We start from the raw sequence: 20,772 nt of genomic DNA on the forward strand, positions 1-20,772 counted from the left end.
TCTTCAGCAGGCTCGCAACCATACCGGACGTTTGCCGCAATGGCAGGCCGAACAACACCTTCACACTAAGGCAGAACTGGATGGCCGCATCGGAGAAGGTCTCCGGTCGTCCGCGTTTGCCGCATCGCTCGGCGAACCAGGTCATGTCGCGGTCAAACCAGACCAGCAGAGAGCCGCGCTTTCGAAGTGATGCGTTATAGTTGGACCAGTTCGTTGTTCGATAGCGGGAAGAGGCAGGCTTCGGCATGCCGCCGATCTAACCTACGGGATTCGCAAAGTGAATCCTCTACGGCCTTTGTGCAACAACGCCCTTTCACACTTGAAAATTCTGATCCGCAAGGGCGCAGAAGGCCGTGGCCGATTGTAGCGGCCACTGGATATTTTAACGGCCTGCCTGAGACATGAGCGCCGGGCGCAGCCCATCCAGCTGATATCCTGCGGCTGCGGTCTTTTGCAGGATGTCGTCGGCGGACATATCCTCTGCCTGGCTCAGCGCCCAGACCACTGAGCAGCGGGTGCCGGACGCGCAATAGGCCAGCACCGGTCCTTTGCAGCTTTCATACAGCGCGCGCTGAAGGGCGATGTTTTCCGGTGTCATGGTTTGATGGGTCAGCGGCAGGACTTCGAACTGCAGGCCAGCGGTCTCAGCAGCGGCGCGGATCGCCTCTGCCTGATGACTGGGCGGAACCTCTTCATCCGGGCGGTTGCAAATGACCATCTTGTAGCCGGCATCTGCAATGGCGGGCAGGTCTTCGACCGAGATCTGCGGCGAGACCGAGTAGCGGGGGGTAAGTACGCGTGCATCCATGGTTTATGTCTTTACGCTTTTGCAGCTGTGCGGTCCAGATGCCGGTTGATGCCGGGTGCAGCGAGCATGCCGCAGGCCATTGCGGCCAGGAACACAGCGCCCTGCCAGCCGTTGTAGCTGAGCGAGGCCAGGGCAGGGCCGGGGCAAAGCCCTGCCAGGCCCCAGCCCACGCCAAACAGAACGGACCCCAGAATCAGCCGCCGATCCAGGCGGAAAGGCGGCGGCGCCGGAAAGCTGCCGCCAGCGGCCGGCCTGCGCCCCTGTGTCAGCCGCCAGGCCAGCGCCATAGGCACCAGTGCTCCGCCCATCACAAAGGCGAGGGTCGGGTCCCAATTGTCAAATATGTCCAGCCAGCCTTGCACTTTGGCGGTGTCCGTCATTCCCGACAGCATCAGGCCTGCCCCAAATAATCCGCCGGCGATAAGCGCCAGAAACATCCGCAGCATCAGATCACCCCCAGCATTTGGCGCAGTACCGCCACCGTCAGAATACCCGCCAGCATGAACACGGCAGTTGCCAGGATCCCGCGCAAAGACAGGCGGGAAATGCCGCAGACCCCATGACCGGAGGTGCAGCCGTTGGCCACCCGTGTGCCAAGGCCGACCAGCAGGCCCGCGGCAATCAGGGTGGCCGCGCTTTTGGTGACATGCGTGTCAGGTGTGTGGCCGGACAGCAGCGCAATCAACAGCGGCATCAGAACGGCGCCGGCGATAAATGCGGACCGCTCAGCAGCAGAGGATCTGCCGCTGCCGTCCAGCAGCCCGCCCAAGATGCCGCTTGCCCCCATGATGCGCCCGTTTCCCAAAAGGTAAACAGCGCCGCCCAGTCCGATCAGCGCGCCGCCGGCCAATCCCCAGATCCAATCCGCTTCCATCGGTTTGCTCTTTCGTTGTTCTCTAGATTTTGTTGACCGGAATTTTCAGGAAGACATCCCCCTGGTCGTCCGGTTCCGGCATCTGGCCCGCCCGCATGTTCACCTGCAGCGACGGCAGGATCAGCCGCGGCATGCCCAGAGTGGCATCTCGTGCGTCACGCATTTCAACGAAGTCCTCGATACTGCGGCCTGCACCGATATGTACGTTCAGCGCCCTTTGTTCGCCCACTGTTGTTTCCCAGGCGAATTGATCACGGCCCGGCGCCTTGTAGTCGTGGCCGACATAAATGCGGGTTTCATCCGGCAGGGACAGAATTTTCTGGATCGAGTTGTAGAGATCCGCCGAAGAGCCGCCAGGGAAATCGCATCGCGCGGTTCCAAAGTCAGGCATGAACAGCGTGTCTCCGACAAATGCAGCATCGCCGATCACATAGGTCAGGCAGGCCGGGGTGTGGCCCGGCGTGTGCAGCACCTCACCCCGCATCTGGCCGATCATGAAGCTGTCGCCTTCTTGGAACAGCTGGTCGAACTGGCTGCCGTCCCGCTGAAACGCGGTGCCTTCGTTGAAGATTTTGCCAAAGGAGTCCTGGATGACCGTAATCTGGTCGCCGATGCCGATCTTTCCGCCCAGTTCTTTTTGCAGATATGGCGCTGCTGAGAGGTGATCTGCGTGAACATGGCTTTCAAGGATCCATTCGACCCTAAGGTCTTCGGCCTTGATCCAGTCTGCAATCGTCTCTGCAGAAGCGGTGCAGGTGCGTCCCGCCGCTTGGTCATAATCCAATACAGAATCGATGATGGCGCAGGCGGAGCCTTCGGGTTCGCGCACCACATAAGAAACGGTGTTGGTCGCTTCATCGAAAAAGGCTTTGACGGCGGGGGTCATGCGGTGCTCTCCCATTCGGTTCAATATTCATATATGGTTTTTAGAATGTGTATCAAGTCCGGTCGCAGCAGGCGCCATCTTAGGCCCTGAATCATCACCTGAGGCTGATTTAAGTCAAGGAAGAGGATTGCTGCGCCGCAGTATGCTGAGCGGGATGAGAAAAGGGACTGAAAATCGTGAGCGGACCAGAAAAACTGCTCAGATAGGCGGATACACGCTCAGATTGTGCAGGCATTCGTGCCGCTGTTGTGAAATATCAGTATAACCACATCATGTAAAAAGGGAGGACCGCTTATGACTCGAGAAGATCTGCTCAGCACTGTCGAAAGCCTGGAGACCCGGATCCACAAGGAGACCGGCGCTGCCCGTCTGGCCATGCGGCCGGAATTCATCCGCCTGTTGGATTACATGCGCAAGACCGGTGCCGAGGTTCCCGGAAGGTTGCGCCGTCTGGAGGCCGCCCTGTGCGAAGAAGCGGTCGAGGACATGTTCGACAACGTGCCGGTTTAACCGCGTGCCGGGGCAGGCGGGGCCTGCTGCAGCTGCAAGTCAGCCCAGGAAGATGCCGACCATCACCAGCATCAGACCCAGGACCGACAGCAGCAGAGCGCCCAGATTGTAGGGCAGCACGGATTGTACTGCGGCGCGCAGGGCTTCGTCGTCCAGCTTTTGGCGGCGCGCGCGCGCCACTTTTACGATACACCAGATCAGTCCCAGCAGGCCGGTCACGGAAACTGCGGCTCCGGTCCAGACAATGTATTCAAACATATGTGTGCTCCTGCGGTTCTGTTCTGCGCCGCGCCTAGCCGATCCCGGCTGCGCGCGCAAGCTTTGCCTCCGGCACGCCGGATTTTGCCGCTCTGAACGGCTCTTCTTCTTTCCCTGCTTGCGGCGCGGCGGGCGTGGCGCTATCCCCTTGCTCCGACAGCAACAGACAGCATGTGCCGACGGAGCCGCAGATGGATATCACTGAAGACGAAAAGAGCGAAAACTACCGCGTGACCGCTGGCGAATTGCGCCAGTTCATCGAACGGTTCGAGCGGCTGGACGAAGAAAAGAAAACCATTGCCGAACAGCAGAAAGAGGTAATGGCCGAGGCCAAGGGCCGCGGATATGACACCAAGGTGATGCGCAAGATCATCGCCCTGCGCAAGCGGGACGAGAACGACATCGCCGAAGAGGAAGCGGTGCTGGAGATGTACAAGGAAGCGCTTGGCATGTAAGCCGCACCGCAGCTTTGCAAGATTTGGCCGCGCAGGTTCCCGACCTGTGCGGCCTTTATGTTTTTGGTGCATGCTTCAATAAATTTTAAGCTTGAAATAAATGCTATGGCGGCGCTATGGTCTGCTTCAGGACGTGATCACAGAAAAGGGAGCCCTGTCATGCCGACCATCAGCGTGCATCCAGAAGGGTGGAAGCCCGCCAAAGGCTATGCCAATGGCATGATTGCCGAGGGCAAGCTGCTGTTTGTCGGCGGTCAGATCGGCTGGACTGCGGATCAGGTTTTCGAGGCCCGCGACTTCATCGGGCAGATGAGCCAGGCCCTGCGCAATATCCTTGATGTCGTGGAGACAGCAGGCGGTTCTGCGCAGGATATTACCCGGCTCACATGGTTTGTGACGGATAAGGCAGAGTATCTCGCCCATCAGGCGGAGGTCGGCACAGCCTACCGTGCGGTGATGGGATACCATTTTCCAGCAATGACCATGGTGGTGGTTTCAGCGCTGGTTGAGGACGAGGCCAAGGTTGAAATTGAAGCCACTGCGGTCCTGCCGTCCTAGCCTTTCAAAGAGCTGCTGGCGGGGTTGTTTGCCACCGCAATTCGCTCCGCGCGGCTTTGCAAACGGCAGGCTTGCTTCGGGCTTTCTACCGGTTTTGACGCCGTATTGCATTGGCGTCGGCTGAATGTCACCGAAGCAGCATTTCACAAAAGCGCATGATTACAAGTTCTTGCAGGCCGTTCTTTCGGGTTCGGTCAATTTTTTTGGCCTGTTCAAAATTTTACCAGTTGATAAAAAATTAGACTGTGGCACTCTTATAGAAACAGCAACGCAAAATCAGGGAGACACCCAATGGCGACCAGCCATCAGGCATCCGGCATTCAGGCAGCGCGGCTTGACGCTGCTGGCATTGCCGAGAATTTCTCGGACCTGCACCCGGCCTATGATGCGCATGAGGCAGCCGTGGCGGCGGACCGCTGCTATTTCTGCTATGACGCGCCCTGCATGACCGCCTGTCCGACCAGCATCGATATTCCTCAGTTCATCCGGGAGATCCAGGCAGGCCATGCTGAAAGCGCAGCCAAGACCATCCTAGAGCAGAATATTCTTGGCGGTATGTGTGCCCGAGTTTGCCCGACTGAGACTTTGTGCGAAGAGGCCTGTGTGCGAGAGACGGCGGAGGGCAAGCCGGTCGAGATCGGCCGCCTGCAGCGCTATGCCACCGACACATTGATGGAGAAGGGGGAGCATCCCTTCACCCGTGCTGCCGCCACCGGCAAGAAGATCGCCGTGGTTGGCGCAGGGCCTGCGGGCCTTGCGGCTGCGCACCGGCTTGCGATGCTGGGCCATGACGTTGTGGTCTATGACGCCAAGCCCAAGGCCGGGGGGCTCAATGAATTCGGCATCGCTGCCTATAAATCCACCAATGATTTTGCCGCCCGCGAAGTGGATTGGCTGCTGCAAATTGGCGGTATTACAATGGATTACGGCAAGAAACTGGGTGCGGATCTGTCGCTGGACGGGCTGACCTCCGGCTATGACGCGGTGTTCCTGTCGATCGGTCTGGCTGGCGTCAACGCGCTGCGCGCCCCGGGCGAGGACAAGGACGGCGTCCGTGACGCGGTGGCGTTTATTGCCGAGCTGCGTCAGGCGGATGACCTGACCGCGTTGCCGGTGGGCCGCAATGTTGTGGTGATCGGTGGCGGCATGACCGCGGTGGACGCCGCGGTGCAGTCCAAGCTGTTGGGGGCCGAAAACGTCACCATCGCCTATCGCCGCAGCCGGGACGACATGGGCGCCAGCCGGTTCGAGCAGGATCTGGCGGCCTCCAAAGGGGTCAAGCTGATGTTCAATGTCATGCCCAAGGCTGTGTATGGCAATGGCGCAGCGGCTGAGATCGAATTGGAATATACCGACGTCACGGACGGCAAGGTCGCGGGCACCGGGGAAACCGTGCGGCTGGCGGCAGATCAGGTGTTCAAGGCCATCGGGCAGACGCTGGAAGGTCAGCCTGATGCGCTGGCGCTTGAGGGCCGCAAGATCAAAGTCAGCGGCACGGGCCGCACGTCGGTTGCGGGGGTCTGGGCCGGGGGCGACTGCGCAAGCGGAGGAGAGGACCTCACCGTGACTGCGGTGGCTGAGGGCCGGGATGCGGCAATGGACATCCATTCCAGCCTAATGGGCTGAGCCAGTTCGGGTGCAGCTCCATTGCACCCAAGCTAGCCTTAAGAGGAGAGATCAAATGGCTGATCTGACAACAGAATTTCTGGGTATCAAATCCCCCAACCCGTTCTGGCTGGCCTCTGCGCCACCAACCGACAAGGAATACAACGTTCGCCGCGCCTTTGAGGCAGGCTGGGGTGGTGTGGTCTGGAAGACCCTGGGCGCCGAAGGCCCGCCGGTGGTCAATGTGAACGGCCCGCGCTATGGCGCGATCTGGGGCGCCGACCGCCGCCTCCTGGGGCTCAACAACATCGAGCTGATCACCGACCGGCCGCTGCAGACCAACCTGGAGGAGATCACCCGCGTCAAGAAGGATTACCCGGACCGTGCCGTGATCGTCTCGATCATGGTGCCCTGCGAGGAGCAGGCTTGGAAAGACATCCTGCCGCAGGTGGAGGCCACCGGCGCGGACGGGATCGAGCTGAACTTCGGCTGCCCGCATGGCATGGCGGAACGTGGCATGGGCTCTGCCGTGGGGCAGGTGCCGGAATACATCCAGATGGTCACCGAATGGTGCAAACAATACTACTCCAAGCCGGTGATCGTGAAGCTGACCCCCAACATCACCGACATTCGTCACCCGGCGCGGGCGGCAAATGCGGGCAACGCAGATGCGGTCAGCCTGATCAACACCATCAACTCGATCACCTCGGTGGATCTGGACAGCATGGCGCCGGAGCCGACGATTGGCGGCAAGGGCACCCACGGCGGCTACTGCGGCCCGGCGGTCAAGCCGATTGCGTTGAACATGGTGGCGGAAATTGCCCGGGATGCGCAGACACGCGGGATGCCGATCTCTGCCATCGGTGGCGTCACCACCTGGCGCGACGCGGCAGAGTTCATGGCAATGGGGGCAGGCAATGTGCAGGTCTGCACTGCGGCGATGACCTATGGTTTCAACGTGGTAAAGGAAATGATTTCCGGCCTGTCCACTTGGATGGACGAAAAGGGTTACACCTCCACCCAGGACTTCATCGGCATGGCGGTGCCGAATGTGACCGACTGGCAGTATCTGGATCTGAACTTTGTCACCAAGGCGAAGATCAGCCAGGACGATTGCATCAAGTGCGGCCGCTGCTTTGCGGCCTGCGAGGACACTTCGCACCAGGCGATTGCCATGAGCGAAGACCGGGTGTTCACGGTGAAGGACGACGAATGTGTTGCCTGCAACCTCTGTGTGAATGTCTGCCCGGTCGAGGGCTGCATCACCATGGAGGAGGTTCCTGCAGGCCAGCTTGATGAGCGCACCGGCGAAGTTGTCTCAGGTGATTATGCCAATTGGACCACGCACCCAAACAATCCGTCCGCAACCGCTGCAGAGTGAACCGCTGTCAGGACCCGGCTTCGAAACTCTCCCGCCCGTCGCCGGCCTCCTGTTCAGGAGACCCGCTCCCGTTGGGCCCGGCACCGCGCAAGGCGCGATGCCGGGCCCAAGGCCGTTCAGGTCGCATCAGCTTGGCTGATGGGGGCTGCGGGCGCGGGAGCGATTGATTTTGTTGGCGGCAAATCAGCTTACCGGCGTAAGCATCCGTCGGTAAAGAGTTTCCAGATAGTCTGGCGCGGCGTCAAACGGATCTTCTGCGCCCATCAGTGTTCGGACCTGAGCGTCGAAGTCGGCATAATGCTGAGTCAGCGACCAGATCGAAAACAGCAGATGTTTGGGATGTGCGCGATTGATGCGACCGGCATCCATCCAGTCTTGCAGCAGCTGGGCCTTTTCTTCCACAAGCACAGTCAGATCCGTGGCGATCACATCATGCAAACGTGGCGCACCTTGCACAATCTCATTGGCATACAGCCGGCTTTCGCGCGGATAATCGCGGCTCATCTGCAGCTTGCGCTGCACATAGGCGAGGATCTCCTCCAGCGGATCCCCTTCCGGGTCCAGCGCGCGGAGCGGGTCCAGCCAGGTGTCCAGCAGCCCGGCCATCAATTCGTTGAAGATCGCTTCTTTGGAGGAAAAATAATAGAGCAGGTTCGGCTTTGACAGCCCGGCTGCCTTGGCGATCTGGTCCACGGTGGAGCCACGGAACCCATGGCTGGAGAACACGTCCAGCGCAGCCTCCAGAATGGCGGCGCGATTCTTTTTTTGAATTCGGGTGGGCGCGCGGTCTGCGGGCATGTTCGTCCTTGTCTATTTCGCCGCGCCTGTCGGTTGAGGCGCGGTGTTTCCCCTATTTCCGGCAAAAGGGCCGATTTTTTCAAGAGGCGTGCGGCAATTTCTTGACTGAGTGTGAACCCGTGATAGCGTGAGTTTGACCAGTTGGTCAAATCATTGACTGGACCCGCAGGGGTCGGCGATTTGATGGATCGGCACTCAAAGCCACCGGAAACGGCGATAACGCCGGCCGAAGCCCGCAGAGACGGGTGAACAGGGAAGGAAGCTGGAGATGACGTCACTTGGACAGAATCTGAAAATCGATGGCGACAGGCTGTGGGGCAGCCTGATGGATATGGCCAGGATCGGCCCTGGTGTTGCGGGCGGCAACAATCGCCAGACCTTGACGGATGAGGATGGCGAGGGCCGCGCATTGTTTCAGAAGTGGTGCGAGGAAGCGGGCTGCACCATGGGGCTGGACCAGATGGGCAACATGTTTGCCATGCGCGCGGGCACCGACCCTGACGCGCTGCCGGTTTATGTCGGCTCGCATCTGGATACCCAGCCCACCGGCGGCAAGTATGACGGGGTGCTGGGGGTGCTGGCGGGGCTGGAGCTGATCCGTTCGCTCAACGACATGAACATAAAGACCAAGCACCCGATCGTGGCCACCAATTTCACCAACGAAGAAGGCACACGCTATGCACCGGCCATGCTGTCCTCTGGTGTTTTTGCGGGCATTCACACCCAGGACTGGGCTTACGCACGCGAAGACGCCGAAGGCAAGACATTCGGGGATGAGCTGAAACGCATCGGCTGGCGCGGCGCGGAGGAGACTGGCGCCCGCAAAATGCATGCCTTCTTTGAACTGCACATCGAGCAGGGGCCGATTCTGGAGGCCGAAGGCAAGGATATTGGTGTTGTGACCCATGGTCAGGGGCTGAGCTGGACCCAGGTGACCATCACCGGCAAGGATGCCCATACCGGGTCCACCCCGATGCCGATGCGCCGCAATGCGGGGCTTGCCATGGCGCGCATACTGGAATTGGTGGACGAGATTGCCTGGAGCCATGCACCACATGCGGTGGGTGCGGCCGGCCATATCGACGTCTACCCGAACTCGCGGAACGTGATCCCGGGCAAGGTTGTCTTCACCGTTGATTTCCGCAGCCCGGATCTGGACGTGATTACCGATATGGAGAAGCGACTGCGCGAAAAGGCCAGCGAAATCGCCGCGGCGATGGAGGTTGAAATCGAATTTGAAAAGGTTGGCGGATTTGACCCGGTTGCCTTTGATGAGGGATGTGTCAGCGCCGTGCGCAGTGCAGCCGGCCGGCTGGGGTATTCGCATTTGGATATTATCTCTGGCGCGGGCCATGACGCCTGCTGGATCAACCGGGTGGCGCCGACTGCGATGGTGATGTGCCCCTGTGTTGATGGTCTTAGCCATAATGAGGCCGAAGAGATCAGCAAGGCGTGGGCGGAGGCGGGCGCCAATGTTCTGTTCCATGCGGTGGTCGAGACAGCGGAGATCGTGGAGTAGGGGGCGCTGCCCCCGCGGCCCTTTGGCCCGCTCCCCCGGAGTATTTCGGGAAAGATGAAATGAGCTGCGCCAGATGGCGGAAGAGACAAGTGGAGGCGTGAAAAGCGCCCCGATTCAGGGAGTTGCAACCATGAGTAAAGTCATCCGGAACGGCACCATCGTGACCGCCGACCTGAGCTATGAGGCGGATGTTCTGATTGAACACGGGGTGATCACCCAGATCGGCCCGAACCTGAAGGGCGATGAGGAACTTGATGCCAGCGGTTGTTATGTGATGCCGGGCGGGATCGACCCGCATACGCATTTGGAGATGCCCTTTATGGGTACATATAGTTCCGACGATTTTGAAAGTGGCACCCGGGCAGGGCTGGCAGGGGGCACCACCATGGTGGTGGATTTTGCCCTGCCCAATCCGGGCGAGAGCCTGCTGGATGCGCTGAAGCGTTGGGACAACAAATCCACCCGCGCCAATTGCGACTATTCCTTCCATATGGCGGTGACCTGGTGGGGGGAGCAGGTCTTTGACGACATCAAAACCGTGATCCAGGCGCGCGGCATCAACACCTTTAAGCACTTTATGGCCTACAAGGGCGCGCTGATGGTGAATGATGATGAGCTTTATGCGTCGTTCCAGCGGTTGGCGGAACTGGGCGGTATTGCCATGGTGCATGCGGAAAACGGCGATGTGGTGGCGGAACTCTCCGCGAAGCTGTTGGCCGAAGGCAATACCGGGCCAGAGGCCCATGCCTATTCGCGACCACCCCAGGTGGAGGGCGAGGCCACCAATCGCGCCATCATGATCGCCGATATGGCCGGCGTGCCGCTTTATGTGGTGCATACCTCCTGCGAGGACAGCCACGAGGCCATCCGCCGCGCCCGCATGCAGGGCAAGCGGGTCTGGGGCGAGCCGCTGATCCAGCATCTGACCCTGGATGAAAGCGAGTATTTCAACGCTGACTGGGATCACGCCGCGCGGCGCGTCATGTCGCCGCCGTTCCGCAACAAACAGCATCAGGACAGTCTGTGGGCCGGTCTGCAGTCGGGATCATTGTCAGTGGTGGCCACGGATCATTGCGCCTTTACAACCGAGCAGAAACGCAGTGGCGTTGGCGATTTCACCAAGATTCCGAACGGCACCGGCGGGCTGGAAGACCGGATGCCGATGCTGTGGACCCACGGCGTTGAGACCGGGCGGATCACGCCGAACGAATTTGTGGCCGTGACCTCGACCAACATCGCCAAGATATTGAATTGCTATCCGAAGAAGGGGGCCATTCTGGTTGGTGCCGATGCCGATCTGGTGGTCTGGGATCCGGAGAAGCGCAAAACGATTTCGGCCGGCACCCAGCAGTCCGCCATCGACTACAATGTGTTCGAAGGCCATGAGGTGAAGGGGTTGCCGCGCTTTACCCTGACCCGTGGCCATGTGGCGGTGCAGGACGGCGAGATCCGCTGCCAGGAAGGCCATGGCAAGTTTGTGTCGCGCGAGGCCAACACCACGGTGAACAAGGCACTGTCGACCTGGAAAGAACTGACGGCGCCGCGCCCGGTGGAGCGCAGCGGCATCCCGGCGACAGGCGTGTAAATCAGGAACGGGCTGCCGATACTGGCAGCCCGTTTCTGTGTGAAATCCAGATATTAAGATTTGTGCGAAGATATGAATATGGCAACGACCACCCAGGCTATCAGTCCCGAGGCCGCCGCTTCCGCAACAGGTTCCGCAGATTGCGTGATCCAGGCAAAGAATCTGGACCTGACGTTTCAGACGGGGGACGGGCCGGTGCACGCGCTGAGGGACATCAGCCTGGAGATCAACAAGGGCGACTTTGTCTCCTTTATCGGTCCGTCAGGCTGCGGCAAGACCACCTTTCTGCGCTGTATCGCAGCGCTGGAAACCCCAACCGGCGGCAGTCTGAGCGTGAACGGCATGACTGCGGATGAGGCGCGGCGCAACCGGGCCTATGGCTATGTGTTTCAGGCGGCGGGGCTGTACCCGTGGCGCACCATCGCCAAGAACATCAAACTGCCGCTGGAGATCATGGGATATTCCAAGGCGGAGCAGGAAAAGCGTGTGAGCCGAGTTCTTGAACTGGTTGAATTGTCAGGCTTTGGCGGCAAGTTTCCCTGGCAGTTGTCGGGCGGTATGCAGCAGCGGGCCAGTATTGCCCGCGCTCTGGCATTTGATGCGGATATCCTCTTGATGGACGAGCCTTTCGGGGCGCTGGATGAGATTGTACGAGATCACCTGAATGAGCAGCTGTTGAAGCTCTGGGCGCGGACCAACAAGACCATTGGTTTTGTCACCCATTCAATTCCTGAGGCAGTCTATCTGTCGACCAAAATCGTGGTGATGTCGCCGCGGCCGGGGCGGATTCACGATGTGATCGACAGCACACTGCCCAAGGAGCGGCCGTTGGACATCCGTGACAGCCCGGAGTTCATCGAGATCGCCCACCGGGTGCGGGAGGGGCTGCGGGCGGGGCATGGCGATGATTGAATTTGCCAGCCAGACTCGGCTGAGTTGGGGCCGGAGTTGGGGGGGGACCTGCCTGCACCGCCCGTGCACTCCCTGTGCAGCGGGCTGGTGCCATCTGCGGAGGGTAGGGGAATGAAAAGCCTTGTTGCTGTTCTGACCGTTCTGACCGCCATTGTCGCGCTTTGGTATGCGGCCTGCGTGCCGATGAACATCAAAGGCGTGTTGGATGCTGCTGAACGGGCAGGGAGTGAAGTAACGCCTGCCACGCCAAAAATGCGGCGGGACATGAGCGCATTCGGGCTGGTCGCAAACAACACATTTGCCATTGGCGAGACCTGGGCGCAGGAGCGTCCGCGGCTGCCTGCGCCGCATCAGGTGGCGGTGGAGCTGTGGGCGACCACGGTGGAGAAGAAGATCACCTCGAAACGCAGCCTGATCTATCATGCGCAGGTAACGCTGAGTGCGACGCTCTTGGGCTTTGCGATCGGCACCGGTCTGGGCATTCTGCTGGCGGTGGGCATCGTGCATTCCCGCGTCATGGATATGTCGGTGATGCCCTGGGCCATTGTCAGCCAGACCATCCCGATCATCGCGCTGGCGCCGATGATCATTGTGGTGCTGTATTCCATCGGTGTGCAGGGGATCATTCCGAAGGCGGTGATCTCTGCCTATCTCAGCTTTTTCCCGGTTGTTGTCGGCATGGTGAAAGGGCTGCGGTCGCCGGATTCTATGCAGCTGGATCTGTTGAAAACCTATAGCGCCAATACCAGCCAGGGGTTTTGGAAGCTGCGGCTTCCGTCCTCGCTGCCATATCTGTTTGCTTCGCTGAAAATCGGCATTGCGGCCTCGCTGGTGGGGGCCATCGTGGGTGAGCTGCCAACTGGTGCTGTGGCAGGCCTGGGCGCGCGGCTGCTGGCGGGCAGCTATTACGGGCAGACCGTGCAGATCTGGTCGGCGCTGTTTGCGGCTGCCATTCTGGCGGCGGCGCTGGTCTCTTTGTTGGGGGTGATGGAAAAGCTGGTGCTGAAGCGGATGGGGGTGCGGGTATGACCGGACGTCGGGAGAAGGGCTCTGCCCTCGCCGCTGCGCGGCTCACCCGGGATATTTTCGGCCAGAAGAACAGGGGGGCTGCGTCATGGGACTGGTGATGCTGGCGGGGCTTGTCTGGTGTTTGGGGTGGTGGCTGAACAGCCGTTTGGCCAATAGCCCGGCATCGAAAACCCGCGCCGTGCAGCTTTTGGTGCCTGCGATATTCGGCATTACCGTGCTGGTGGTCTGGGAGTTGCTGGTGCGCGGCCTAGACGTGTCGCTGGTGATCCTTCCCGCGCCTTCGGTGATTGCGGCGCGCTTTGCTGTCAGCGTTCCGATCCTATGGCAGGATTTCGCCCAGACCATCCTGAAAGGTGCGCTCGGCGGCTATGTGATCGGCTGTGGTGCGGCGTTTGTGACTGCGATCCTGGTGGACCGCAGTGATTTCCTGCGCCGCGGCCTGCTGCCTGTTGGAAATTTCGTAGCAGCCTTGCCGATTGTCGGAACCGCGCCGATCCTGGTGATGTGGTTCGGCTTTGACTGGCATTCCAAGGCGGCTGTCGTGGTTGTCATGGTGTTTTTTCCGATGCTGGTGAATACCGTTGCTGGCCTGCGTGAAACCGACCAGATGCAACGCGACCTGATGCAGACCTATGCTGCCGGATACTGGCAGAGTTTTTTCAAACTGCGGCTGCCGGCGGCGCTGCCTTTTGTGTTCAACGGGTTGAAGATTTCAACCACTCTGGCGCTGATCGGTGCGATTGTCGCGGAGTTCTTCGGCTCGCCAACCGTCGGTATGGGGTTCCGCATTTCCACCAGTGTCGGCCAGCTGGCGCTGGATATGGTCTGGGCTGAAATCGTGGTGGCTGCACTGGCGGGGTCAGCCTTTTACGGGCTGGTGGCGCTGATCGAGAAGAGCTTCACCTTCTGGCACCCGTCGCAACGGGGATGATCAGAGGGGTTGAGCCGGCACAACACATACGGGAAGATAAAAACCAAAAAGAAACCCGGAGAAACCAAAATCAATAGGGAGAACTTAGCGATGAAGCACATTATGACGGCAGCGGCCCTGGCGCTGGGGGCGGCAGGTGCAGCCCAGGCAGCGGACGACGTGACCTTGCAGCTGAAGTGGGTCACACAGGCACAGTTCGCAGGCTACTATGTGGCGCTGGACAAGGGGTTCTATGAGGAAGAGGACCTGAACGTGACCATCCTGCCAGGTGGTCCGGATATTGCACCAACCCAGGTGATTGCAGGTGGCGGCGCCGATGTGACCATCGAATGGATGCCGGCCGCGCTGGCCGCGCGGGAAAAAGGCCTGCCGCTGGTCAATATCGCTCAGCCGTTCAAATCCTCGGGCATGATGCTGACCTGCTGGAAGGACACCGGTATCGCCGCGCCGGCTGATCTGGCCAATCGCACCCTGGGGGTCTGGTTCTTCGGCAATGAGTTCCCATTCATGAGCTGGATGAGCCAGCTGGGCATTTCCACCGCAGGCAAGGGGGAGACCGGAGTGGAAGTTCTGAAGCAGGGCTTCAACGTCGATCCGCTGCTGCAGCGCCAGGCGGACTGCATCTCGACCATGACCTATAATGAATACTGGCAGGTCATCGATGCGGGGGTTGGCGCCGATGAGCTGATCACCTTTAAGTATGAGGATCAGGGCGTGGCGACGCTGGAAGACGGTCTGTATGTGCTGGAGGACAAGCTGAGCGACGCCGAGTTCACCGGTAAGATGGAGCGCTTTGTACGTGCCTCGATGAAGGGCTGGAAATACGCTGAGGCGCATCCGGACGAAGCCGCAGAGATCGTGCTGGACAATGATGCCTCTGGTGCGCAGACGGAAACCCATCAGAAGCGGATGATGGGCGAGATTGCCAAGCTGACTGCTGGCAGCAACGGCGCGCTGGATCCGGCAGATTACGAGCGTACCGTCGCGACCCTGATGGGGGGCGGATCGGATCCAGTGATCACCAAGGCACCTCAAGGTGCCTGGACCCATGCGATCACGGATGCGGCGCTGAAGTAAGACAGCCGCAAGGCCAGAAACTGTGTGCTTTTTGCCCCGCCGGACGTCTGTCCGGCGGGTTTTCCGTTAAAAAACCAGTGGATCTATTAAAATTGCAACAAAATGAATGTTTCCGGCCAGACACACGTAAAAGTGGTGTTTGTTGTGCTAACATGTTTTTATGGGTGAGGTTTTTCAGCATACCCCGGACAGGATTGGATCAGCGGACGGTCGCCCGCAAAGCCTGTGCTTATGCCCTCCGGGTGAGGCGTCAAGCTGTTGTTCCAGATATGCCGTCAAGGGGCGGGTGACCTTGCTGGATGCAGCCCGGCGCAGCAGTGCGCTGCCGCTGATGGAGCTGTGCCAGGCTGCGCATGACCGCAAGCTGGCAAGCGGGCGCCCGCAGACCCTGGCGCTTTATGAAATTGAACCACCGGGACTGGCGGAAACACAGAGCCTTCATAGCGATGTTGTCCCGGTGGCGGTCTGCTGCCTGGACAGGATAGGTCACGCGGACCTGCTGCATGCGTTGGCCTGCGGATTTGATGTTATCTATCTGCAGGTCTGTTCGGCCTCTCAGGCGCGGGAGCATCAGCGACAGGAGGTGGAGCTGGTGCGATCTCTCGGCGGTCTGGGCAGGATCGTTCTGTTTGACGGCGCCGCCGGCGTCGACCGAAGGCTGGCTGCCCGCCTGTTGCCGTTTCCCGCCGTCGCGCCGGAGGTTCTGGCCGTAGGCAGCCGCAGGGACACTGCCCGGGCCAGCGCGGCGGCGCTGCTGCCCACCAGCGTTGGGCATGCCGCGTTGCCGGAACAGGCACCTTATGGAACTGTTCGCCTGGACAATGATCTTTGCAACAGCTGCAACAGTTGTGTCTGGGTGTGTCCGACGGATGCGCTGAGCCTGACGGAGAATGCTGGCGCGCTGAGCTTTGTGGAATCCCTGTGCACCCAATGCGGGTTATGTGTTTCCATCTGCCCGCAGCGGGCAATGGGTCTGGAGCCGGGCATGGATTTGACGGCCTATGCGGTGCTGCCAAGTGTTCTTGGCAAAGAGCGCAAACAGGCGGCCAGCGGGTCTGCCGGGCCTGCCAGTGGGGCCGCGCCGGATGCCGGGTCTGAGGCGCTGCAGACATACGCAGCGGCCGCGCCGCTGTTTTCGGAACACGACCTCAGCTCTGCTCCAGAAACCCGCCATACTGGCCGCGTTTGAAGATCAAACCTTTGCCCGGGCGGGTGGTTACGCGGGCGACCTCACCGATAACGATGGTATGGTCGCCTGCAGGGTGGGCGGCATAGCGGCGGCAGTCGAAACGGGCAATCACATCTTCCAGCGCAGGTGCACCGAGTTCGTTGGGTTGCCAGGCTGTGGCGCTGAAGTCTTCACCTTTGGCGGCAAAATGCTTGGCCACGGACAACTGGTCTTCGGCCATCACATGCACCGCAAAATTCTCTGCCGCGACAAATGCGTCGTGGCGCAGGGAGGCCTTGGCAGGGCACCACAGCATCAGCGGTGGGTCCAGTGACACTGAGGCGAAGCTGTTGACGGTAATGGCCAGCGGGCCGCGCGGGGTCTGGGTGGTCACAACCGTCACCCCGGTGCCAAAGCAGCCGAGCGCATCGCGGTAGGACCGGGCGGTATCCGGCCCGGGAATAAAGCTGGTTTCGGCCATCTCGCGCGCCTCTTGTTCGTTCCGGGCAGTGACCTGCCACGCATGGCGCGGATTGTCTACCTAGTTCATGTCCTCAATGAGGCGGCCGTGCCTGCGGGTCTGTTCCAGCACTGCGCCAAAGGTCGTCAGCCCATGTGCCTCCAGCATCGGCAGCATTTTGCAGAACACCTCTGCGGTGGCGCGGGCATCCCCCATGGCGGTGTGGCGCAGGGCAGGGGGAATGGTGACGTCCAGCCGATCGCACAGGGCGTCCAGCGTATGGTTCTGCGAGGCGCCAAACAGCACCGCGCTCAGCAATACGGTGTCCAGCACCGGCTGATCCCAGGCGACGCCGCTGCGTTTTGCATGGCGGTGCAGAAACGCCATGTCAAATGGTGCGTTATGTGCAACGATCACCGCATCCGAGGCAAAACGATGGAAGTCACGGGCTGCGCCTGCAATGTCGGGAGCGCCTTGCACCATCACATCACGGATCCCATGCACCTTGGTGGAGGCAGCCGGAATGGGACGGCCAGGGTTCACCAGTGTCTCGAAGGTTTCGCTCTCAATGATCCGCCCCCGCACCACCCGCAGGGCGCCGATCTGCACGATCTCATCCTTATGTGGCAGCAGGCCGGTGGTTTCGGTGTCAAACACCACAAAGCTGAGACATTTCAATGTGCACTTGTCCAGATCCGCGCGGTCTGTCTCCAGCAGGGCAAAGTCATAGACCAGCGGTCGCGCGTCGTCTGGATAAAGACCTCTATGGGTGCTTTCGAACAGAATAATATAGCCCGGCGCGCCGCCCAGCGGTTTCAGCCGCAAATCATACAGCTGCACACCGCTGGCGCTTTTAACACTGGCCGCAACTTCCTTGCCGCTGCGCATCAGCCGGCCATAGGCCGCCTCCAGTCCGGTCAGGTCCAGGTAATCCGAAAGCGGCGCATTCAGCCGCGGCGGCGCTTCCTGGGCCAGCACCGCGGCTGCCTGCCCGTCATAGAGCACAATCTGATGTGCCGGGCCAACCATCACAGTGGCGACGGGGATGTCGGTCAGCAATGCTGCCAGCCGGGTTTTCTCGGCCTCCAGATGCTCGGTTTCGCGGGCGATGGCCTCTGCGGCGGTCAGCGCCGAGGCATCGAGTTGCCCGGCCAGCCCTTCGGCAGCCGCAGCCAGATCGCCCAGATAGCGGGCGCCGCGGGTGTCCAGTTCGCGTCTGACACCGGCATGGGCGCGGGCGCGCATCTGCGCAGCCAGCCGCTCGATCGGCTTGGCGACATTCTCATCAAACAGCTGCCAGATCGCAGCACATAACCCCAACAGGGAAAACCCGCTGAGCAAGCCGGAAAACAGAAAGGCGTCCATCAGCTCCGGCTGATCGGCACGAGAGTAGCCCAGCCACAGAGCACCTCCAGTCACAGCAAGGCCGCCCAGAGCCAGCAGGCAGAAAAACAGGAAGATCCGCAGACGCAGGCTGAACCGGCTGAGCATCGCTATCCCCCGCAAGCATGTGTCAGGATCGGATCACCGGCAGCGGGTTCGATCCAGTTCAGGTCTGCCGGCAGCCCGCCACTGAATTCTGCAGTACCGGTGGACAGTGCCCGCCGCCCGCTGCCGCAATCCAGCCAGACCGGCAGTTTGCTGACGGCGGCCCAGCGGCCGAAGAAATAGAGTTCGGCCAGATGCACCTGCGGGTGATCAGCGTGGCTTTTCATCGTAGCCGCGTCGATGGCGGCAAACCGGTCGATATAGGGCAGGGCATAGGTCCAAGGGCGGTAGAAACTGCGGTTCGCCACTGTCTCTGTCACTGTCAGAACCTCGGGCAATCCCGCCACGGTGCGCGAATACCAGCCGTATTCCGACGCAATTGTCACCCCGATCATTGCCAGACCTGCCGCCACCGGCGCCAACCAGCGCGGCAGGTGGCCTTTGAACGTCCGGTTCAGAAGCAGCACCACGCCCGCCACGGCAATGCCCGCAAAAATCACCGCAATCAGTTCCAGAAACATACGCTCTCCCAACCTGCCACAGGCCATTTCATCTTTCTAAAAATACTCACTTTCCGCCGCTTGGCAGATGGTTTTGCCGTCGGAAAGAGAGGCGCTCAGGCTCCTCGCAGGCGCTGTTCTCAGCTCAACATGCCTTTGCCGTGCCCGACCGCCGACTGCAGTGTCTTTACCACAACAAAGGCGTCGCGCAGATGACTTCGCTCAAAGTCCGACAGGCTGGAGGGCGCCAGGTAATTGTCCGGTGCAGACCCTGCGCGGATCTGTGCGGCCTGATGCTCCAGCCGGGTCTGGGCAATCAGATCATAGGCGTCCAGCAAGTCCCGCGCACCGGAGGGGCTCAGCACAGCTGCGGCCTCTGCCGCGTCCAGCCGGGCGCGGGTGTTCACCTCTGCCAGCTCACCCTGCAGCGCATAGATCCGACCCAGATCCACCACCGGCACCACGCCGTTGTGCTTCATGTCCAGCATATTGCGATGCTCGCCCGAACGGATGGCAGCCAGCCCGCGCAACAGGCCCAGCGGCGGCGTGTGTTTCAGCGCATTGGCAATCATATGCGCCGTGAAGATCGTGTTGGCACGGGCAGCCGCCAGCGTTTCCTGTTGCAGGTCCGCGAACAGGGATGTGTCGCCGCCGATGGGCCGCAGGTCGAACATCACCGAGGCCAGCAACTGCGCTTCGGGGCTGGGTTTGGCAATCCAGCCGCGAAAGTAGCTGCGCCAGACCTGCAGCGGCTGCCGCCAGCGGGGATTGGTGGCCATCATGTCGCCAGGGCAAAAGACATAGCCGCAGGTGTTCAGCCCACTGCAGACAAAATCGGCAAGCTGCTCGAAATAGGCTTCATCTCCTGGTGCCAGATCGTCTGACAGGATCAGGCAGTTGTCCTGATCGGATACGCCGGTCTGCTCGCGCCTGCCTTGCGAGCCACAGGCCAGCCACAGGTAGGGGACAGGGGGCGGCCCCAGGATTTCCTCTGCCAGCGCCAGCAAGCGGCGGCTGGCGGTGTCGGCAATATCGCTGATCAGCCGTGTCACCACCTCATGCCGGTTGCCGCCAGCCACCAGTTGCACCAGCAGCCGGGGGATTTCGGCTGTCACCTTGGCCATCTCCACGGCAGTGTCTGCGCGGGCGATGGCAGAGACCATCTCGCCAGTGCTTACGGCCTGAAAACGGGTAAGGTCGGTCTGGGTGACGATGCCGACCAGCCTGCTGTCCTCGGTCACCGGGATATGGCCGATGTCATGTTCCATCATCATGTGCAAAACGTCCGAGCCGATGGCGGAGGGCGCAAGCGTCAGCGGGTCCGGCGTCATCACGGCACTGACTGGAGTACTCGCAGACCTGCCTGCAGCCAGGATCCTGCCGGTGAGGTCGCGGGTGGTGAGGATGCCTTGCAGGCAGCCTGCGTCGGTGACGCAAACCGAGGAGATGAAGTGCTTGCGCATCAGCTGCGCGGCGCTTTGGCAGGTCTGGGTGCCTGCGCAGGTGACGGGGTCACGTGCCATGATGGCCTCGACGCGGGTGGTGGCCAGGCTGTTGCCGTCGTAGCTGCCGGGGCGGCGGCGGTCGAAAAACCGCGCTACGTGCGGCTCCATTTGCATCAGGGTGTAGAAATCCGCCTTGGGCAGCAGCAGCAGAATGCCGCCCGCAGTTGCGCGTGCCGAGGTCACCGCGCGGCCGCCGCGGGTCAGGCCCCGTTCGCCAAAGGAATTTCGGGGGCCAAGGATTGAAACCGGAATGCCGTTTTCGTCGGTAACTTCCACCTCGCCGCTATGCACCAGATAAAGGCCCTGCAGGTCTTCGTTCAGCGCATAAACCGGATCATCTGCAACGATGCTGATTTGCCGAAAGACCGGAGCAAGGTCCTGCAGCAGCGCAGGCTCCAGGCTGTCGTAGGGGTGGACCGAAGTCAAAAACCGGATCAGGGCGGCATCGGAAAGCGGCATGGCAAA

The 20,772-nt window shown here is 60.8% G+C and carries 23 protein-coding genes; 12 read left to right on the forward strand and 11 right to left on the reverse strand.

The window, feature by feature from the left end; all coding sequences use genetic code 11:
* The 5 genes from ACP151_RS17825 to ACP151_RS17845 form a co-directional block, all read right to left on the reverse strand.
* Positions 1 to 247: transposase (locus ACP151_RS17825; RefSeq protein ID WP_424979233.1), on the reverse strand; the 247-nt coding region annotated here is incomplete at its 3' end.
* 135 nt (positions 248 to 382) lie between these two features.
* On the reverse strand, positions 383 to 808 hold the full coding sequence (locus tag ACP151_RS17830) for a TIGR01244 family sulfur transferase (protein WP_424980247.1): 426 nt from the start codon (positions 806 to 808) through the stop codon (positions 383 to 385).
* A gap of 11 nt (positions 809 to 819) precedes the next feature.
* Positions 820 to 1,254, reverse strand: coding sequence for a DUF6691 family protein (locus ACP151_RS17835; protein WP_424980248.1), 435 nt, complete (start codon positions 1,252 to 1,254; stop codon positions 820 to 822).
* Positions 1,254 to 1,682 carry a YeeE/YedE family protein gene (locus ACP151_RS17840; RefSeq protein ID WP_424980249.1) on the reverse strand — a complete coding sequence of 143 codons (429 nt, stop codon included), beginning with the start codon at positions 1,680 to 1,682 and terminating at the stop codon, positions 1,254 to 1,256. Before ACP151_RS17840 ends, ACP151_RS17835 begins: the two co-directional genes overlap by 1 nt.
* A gap of 22 nt (positions 1,683 to 1,704) precedes the next feature.
* The gene (locus ACP151_RS17845) at positions 1,705 to 2,568 is read right to left on the reverse strand and encodes an MBL fold metallo-hydrolase (protein ID WP_424980250.1); all 864 of its coding nucleotides are present in this window, start codon (positions 2,566 to 2,568) and stop codon (positions 1,705 to 1,707) included.
* A gap of 294 nt (positions 2,569 to 2,862) precedes the next feature.
* Here ACP151_RS17845 and ACP151_RS17850 point away from each other — a divergent pair, with 294 nt between their 5' ends.
* Positions 2,863 to 3,078 (forward strand): hypothetical protein, encoded by a 216-nt coding sequence (locus ACP151_RS17850; protein ID WP_424980251.1) that lies wholly within the window; start codon positions 2,863 to 2,865, stop codon positions 3,076 to 3,078.
* 39 nt (positions 3,079 to 3,117) lie between these two features.
* On the opposite strand, the gene ACP151_RS17855 is transcribed toward ACP151_RS17850, so the two are convergent.
* Positions 3,118 to 3,336 carry a hypothetical protein gene (locus tag ACP151_RS17855; RefSeq protein ID WP_424980252.1) on the reverse strand — a complete coding sequence of 73 codons (219 nt, stop codon included), beginning with the start codon at positions 3,334 to 3,336 and terminating at the stop codon, positions 3,118 to 3,120.
* A gap of 191 nt (positions 3,337 to 3,527) precedes the next feature.
* On the opposite strand from ACP151_RS17855, the gene ACP151_RS17860 reads away from it, so the two are divergent.
* The 4 genes from ACP151_RS17860 (at position 3,528) to preA (ending at position 7,335) form a co-directional block, all read left to right on the forward strand.
* Complete coding sequence (locus ACP151_RS17860; RefSeq protein ID WP_008553759.1) at positions 3,528 to 3,791, forward strand: DUF2312 domain-containing protein; 264 nt, start codon at positions 3,528 to 3,530, stop codon at positions 3,789 to 3,791.
* Between the two features lie 159 nt (positions 3,792 to 3,950).
* On the forward strand, positions 3,951 to 4,349 hold the full coding sequence (locus ACP151_RS17865) for a RidA family protein (RefSeq protein ID WP_424980253.1): 399 nt from the start codon (positions 3,951 to 3,953) through the stop codon (positions 4,347 to 4,349).
* A 291-nt stretch (positions 4,350 to 4,640) separates the two neighbouring features.
* Positions 4,641 to 5,975: an NAD(P)-dependent oxidoreductase gene (locus tag ACP151_RS17870; RefSeq protein WP_424980254.1), complete on the forward strand. Its 1,335-nt coding sequence runs from the start codon at positions 4,641 to 4,643 to the stop codon at positions 5,973 to 5,975.
* 55 nt (positions 5,976 to 6,030) lie between these two features.
* On the forward strand, positions 6,031 to 7,335 hold the full coding sequence (gene preA / locus ACP151_RS17875; protein WP_424980255.1) for an NAD-dependent dihydropyrimidine dehydrogenase subunit PreA: 1,305 nt from the start codon (positions 6,031 to 6,033) through the stop codon (positions 7,333 to 7,335).
* Positions 7,336 to 7,518: 183 nt separating this feature from the next.
* On the opposite strand, the gene ACP151_RS17880 is transcribed toward preA, so the two are convergent.
* A complete protein-coding gene (locus ACP151_RS17880) occupies positions 7,519 to 8,133 on the reverse strand; it encodes a TetR family transcriptional regulator C-terminal domain-containing protein (protein WP_424980256.1) in 615 nt (204 codons plus the stop codon).
* A 268-nt stretch (positions 8,134 to 8,401) separates the two neighbouring features.
* Between ACP151_RS17880 and ACP151_RS17885 the strand changes: the two genes are divergently transcribed.
* The 7 genes from ACP151_RS17885 (at position 8,402) to ACP151_RS17915 (ending at position 16,375) form a co-directional block, all read left to right on the forward strand.
* Positions 8,402 to 9,652 (forward strand): Zn-dependent hydrolase, encoded by a 1,251-nt coding sequence (locus ACP151_RS17885; protein WP_424980257.1) that lies wholly within the window; start codon positions 8,402 to 8,404, stop codon positions 9,650 to 9,652.
* A gap of 130 nt (positions 9,653 to 9,782) precedes the next feature.
* Positions 9,783 to 11,237 (forward strand): dihydropyrimidinase, encoded by a 1,455-nt coding sequence (gene hydA, locus ACP151_RS17890; RefSeq protein ID WP_424980258.1) that lies wholly within the window; start codon positions 9,783 to 9,785, stop codon positions 11,235 to 11,237.
* Positions 11,238 to 11,309: 72 nt separating this feature from the next.
* Positions 11,310 to 12,149, forward strand: a complete 840-nt coding sequence (locus ACP151_RS17895; RefSeq protein WP_424980259.1) for an ABC transporter ATP-binding protein — start codon at positions 11,310 to 11,312, stop codon at positions 12,147 to 12,149.
* Positions 12,150 to 12,260: 111 nt separating this feature from the next.
* Entirely contained in the window at positions 12,261 to 13,178 is a 918-nt protein-coding gene (locus ACP151_RS17900) for an ABC transporter permease (RefSeq protein ID WP_424980260.1), read from the forward strand.
* Between the two features lie 85 nt (positions 13,179 to 13,263).
* A complete protein-coding gene (locus tag ACP151_RS17905) occupies positions 13,264 to 14,109 on the forward strand; it encodes an ABC transporter permease (protein ID WP_424980261.1) in 846 nt (281 codons plus the stop codon).
* 90 nt (positions 14,110 to 14,199) lie between these two features.
* Positions 14,200 to 15,186 (forward strand): ABC transporter substrate-binding protein, encoded by a 987-nt coding sequence (locus ACP151_RS17910; RefSeq protein ID WP_424980262.1) that lies wholly within the window; start codon positions 14,200 to 14,202, stop codon positions 15,184 to 15,186.
* A gap of 286 nt (positions 15,187 to 15,472) precedes the next feature.
* A complete protein-coding gene (locus ACP151_RS17915; RefSeq protein ID WP_424980263.1) occupies positions 15,473 to 16,375 on the forward strand; it encodes a 4Fe-4S binding protein in 903 nt (300 codons plus the stop codon).
* On the opposite strand, the gene ACP151_RS17920 is transcribed toward ACP151_RS17915, so the two are convergent.
* The 4 genes from ACP151_RS17920 to ACP151_RS17935 form a co-directional block, all read right to left on the reverse strand.
* On the reverse strand, positions 16,335 to 16,835 hold the full coding sequence (locus ACP151_RS17920; protein WP_424980264.1) for a flavin reductase family protein: 501 nt from the start codon (positions 16,833 to 16,835) through the stop codon (positions 16,335 to 16,337). The genes ACP151_RS17915 and ACP151_RS17920 overlap by 41 nt on opposite strands.
* 60 nt (positions 16,836 to 16,895) lie before the next feature.
* Positions 16,896 to 18,305: an exonuclease domain-containing protein gene (locus ACP151_RS17925; RefSeq protein WP_424980265.1), complete on the reverse strand. Its 1,410-nt coding sequence runs from the start codon at positions 18,303 to 18,305 to the stop codon at positions 16,896 to 16,898.
* Positions 18,306 to 18,307: 2 nt separating this feature from the next.
* Positions 18,308 to 18,823 carry a hypothetical protein gene (locus ACP151_RS17930; protein ID WP_424980266.1) on the reverse strand — a complete coding sequence of 172 codons (516 nt, stop codon included), beginning with the start codon at positions 18,821 to 18,823 and terminating at the stop codon, positions 18,308 to 18,310.
* A gap of 119 nt (positions 18,824 to 18,942) precedes the next feature.
* Positions 18,943 to 20,766, reverse strand: a complete 1,824-nt coding sequence (locus ACP151_RS17935; protein ID WP_424980267.1) for a DUF294 nucleotidyltransferase-like domain-containing protein — start codon at positions 20,764 to 20,766, stop codon at positions 18,943 to 18,945.
* Positions 20,767 to 20,772 lie beyond the last annotated feature (6 nt).

This window comes from Leisingera sp. S232 (assembly GCF_049800895.1).
Taxonomy (GTDB): domain Bacteria; phylum Pseudomonadota; class Alphaproteobacteria; order Rhodobacterales; family Rhodobacteraceae; genus Leisingera.

Bases quoted from the DNA above. Each gene is read 5' to 3' on its own strand.
- ACP151_RS17830 (WP_424980247.1), bottom strand. From the start codon at position 808: ATGGATGCACGCGTACTTACCCCCCGCTACTCGGTCTCGCCGCAGATC.
- ACP151_RS17835 (WP_424980248.1), bottom strand. From the start codon at position 1,254: ATGCTGCGGATGTTTCTGGCGCTTATCGCCGGCGGATTATTTGGGGCA.
- ACP151_RS17840 (WP_424980249.1), bottom strand. From the start codon at position 1,682: ATGGAAGCGGATTGGATCTGGGGATTGGCCGGCGGCGCGCTGATCGGA.
- ACP151_RS17845 (WP_424980250.1), bottom strand. From the start codon at position 2,568: ATGACCCCCGCCGTCAAAGCCTTTTTCGATGAAGCGACCAACACCGTT.
- ACP151_RS17850 (WP_424980251.1), top strand. From the start codon at position 2,863: ATGACTCGAGAAGATCTGCTCAGCACTGTCGAAAGCCTGGAGACCCGG.
- ACP151_RS17855 (WP_424980252.1), bottom strand. From the start codon at position 3,336: ATGTTTGAATACATTGTCTGGACCGGAGCCGCAGTTTCCGTGACCGGC.
- ACP151_RS17860 (WP_008553759.1), top strand. From the start codon at position 3,528: ATGGATATCACTGAAGACGAAAAGAGCGAAAACTACCGCGTGACCGCT.
- ACP151_RS17865 (WP_424980253.1), top strand. From the start codon at position 3,951: ATGCCGACCATCAGCGTGCATCCAGAAGGGTGGAAGCCCGCCAAAGGC.
- ACP151_RS17870 (WP_424980254.1), top strand. From the start codon at position 4,641: ATGGCGACCAGCCATCAGGCATCCGGCATTCAGGCAGCGCGGCTTGAC.
- preA (WP_424980255.1), top strand. From the start codon at position 6,031: ATGGCTGATCTGACAACAGAATTTCTGGGTATCAAATCCCCCAACCCG.
- ACP151_RS17880 (WP_424980256.1), bottom strand. From the start codon at position 8,133: ATGCCCGCAGACCGCGCGCCCACCCGAATTCAAAAAAAGAATCGCGCC.
- ACP151_RS17885 (WP_424980257.1), top strand. From the start codon at position 8,402: ATGACGTCACTTGGACAGAATCTGAAAATCGATGGCGACAGGCTGTGG.
- hydA (WP_424980258.1), top strand. From the start codon at position 9,783: ATGAGTAAAGTCATCCGGAACGGCACCATCGTGACCGCCGACCTGAGC.
- ACP151_RS17895 (WP_424980259.1), top strand. From the start codon at position 11,310: ATGAATATGGCAACGACCACCCAGGCTATCAGTCCCGAGGCCGCCGCT.
- ACP151_RS17900 (WP_424980260.1), top strand. From the start codon at position 12,261: ATGAAAAGCCTTGTTGCTGTTCTGACCGTTCTGACCGCCATTGTCGCG.
- ACP151_RS17905 (WP_424980261.1), top strand. From the start codon at position 13,264: ATGGGACTGGTGATGCTGGCGGGGCTTGTCTGGTGTTTGGGGTGGTGG.
- ACP151_RS17910 (WP_424980262.1), top strand. From the start codon at position 14,200: ATGAAGCACATTATGACGGCAGCGGCCCTGGCGCTGGGGGCGGCAGGT.
- ACP151_RS17920 (WP_424980264.1), bottom strand. From the start codon at position 16,835: ATGGCCGAAACCAGCTTTATTCCCGGGCCGGATACCGCCCGGTCCTAC.
- ACP151_RS17925 (WP_424980265.1), bottom strand. From the start codon at position 18,305: ATGCTCAGCCGGTTCAGCCTGCGTCTGCGGATCTTCCTGTTTTTCTGC.
- ACP151_RS17930 (WP_424980266.1), bottom strand. From the start codon at position 18,823: ATGTTTCTGGAACTGATTGCGGTGATTTTTGCGGGCATTGCCGTGGCG.
- ACP151_RS17935 (WP_424980267.1), bottom strand. From the start codon at position 20,766: ATGCCGCTTTCCGATGCCGCCCTGATCCGGTTTTTGACTTCGGTCCAC.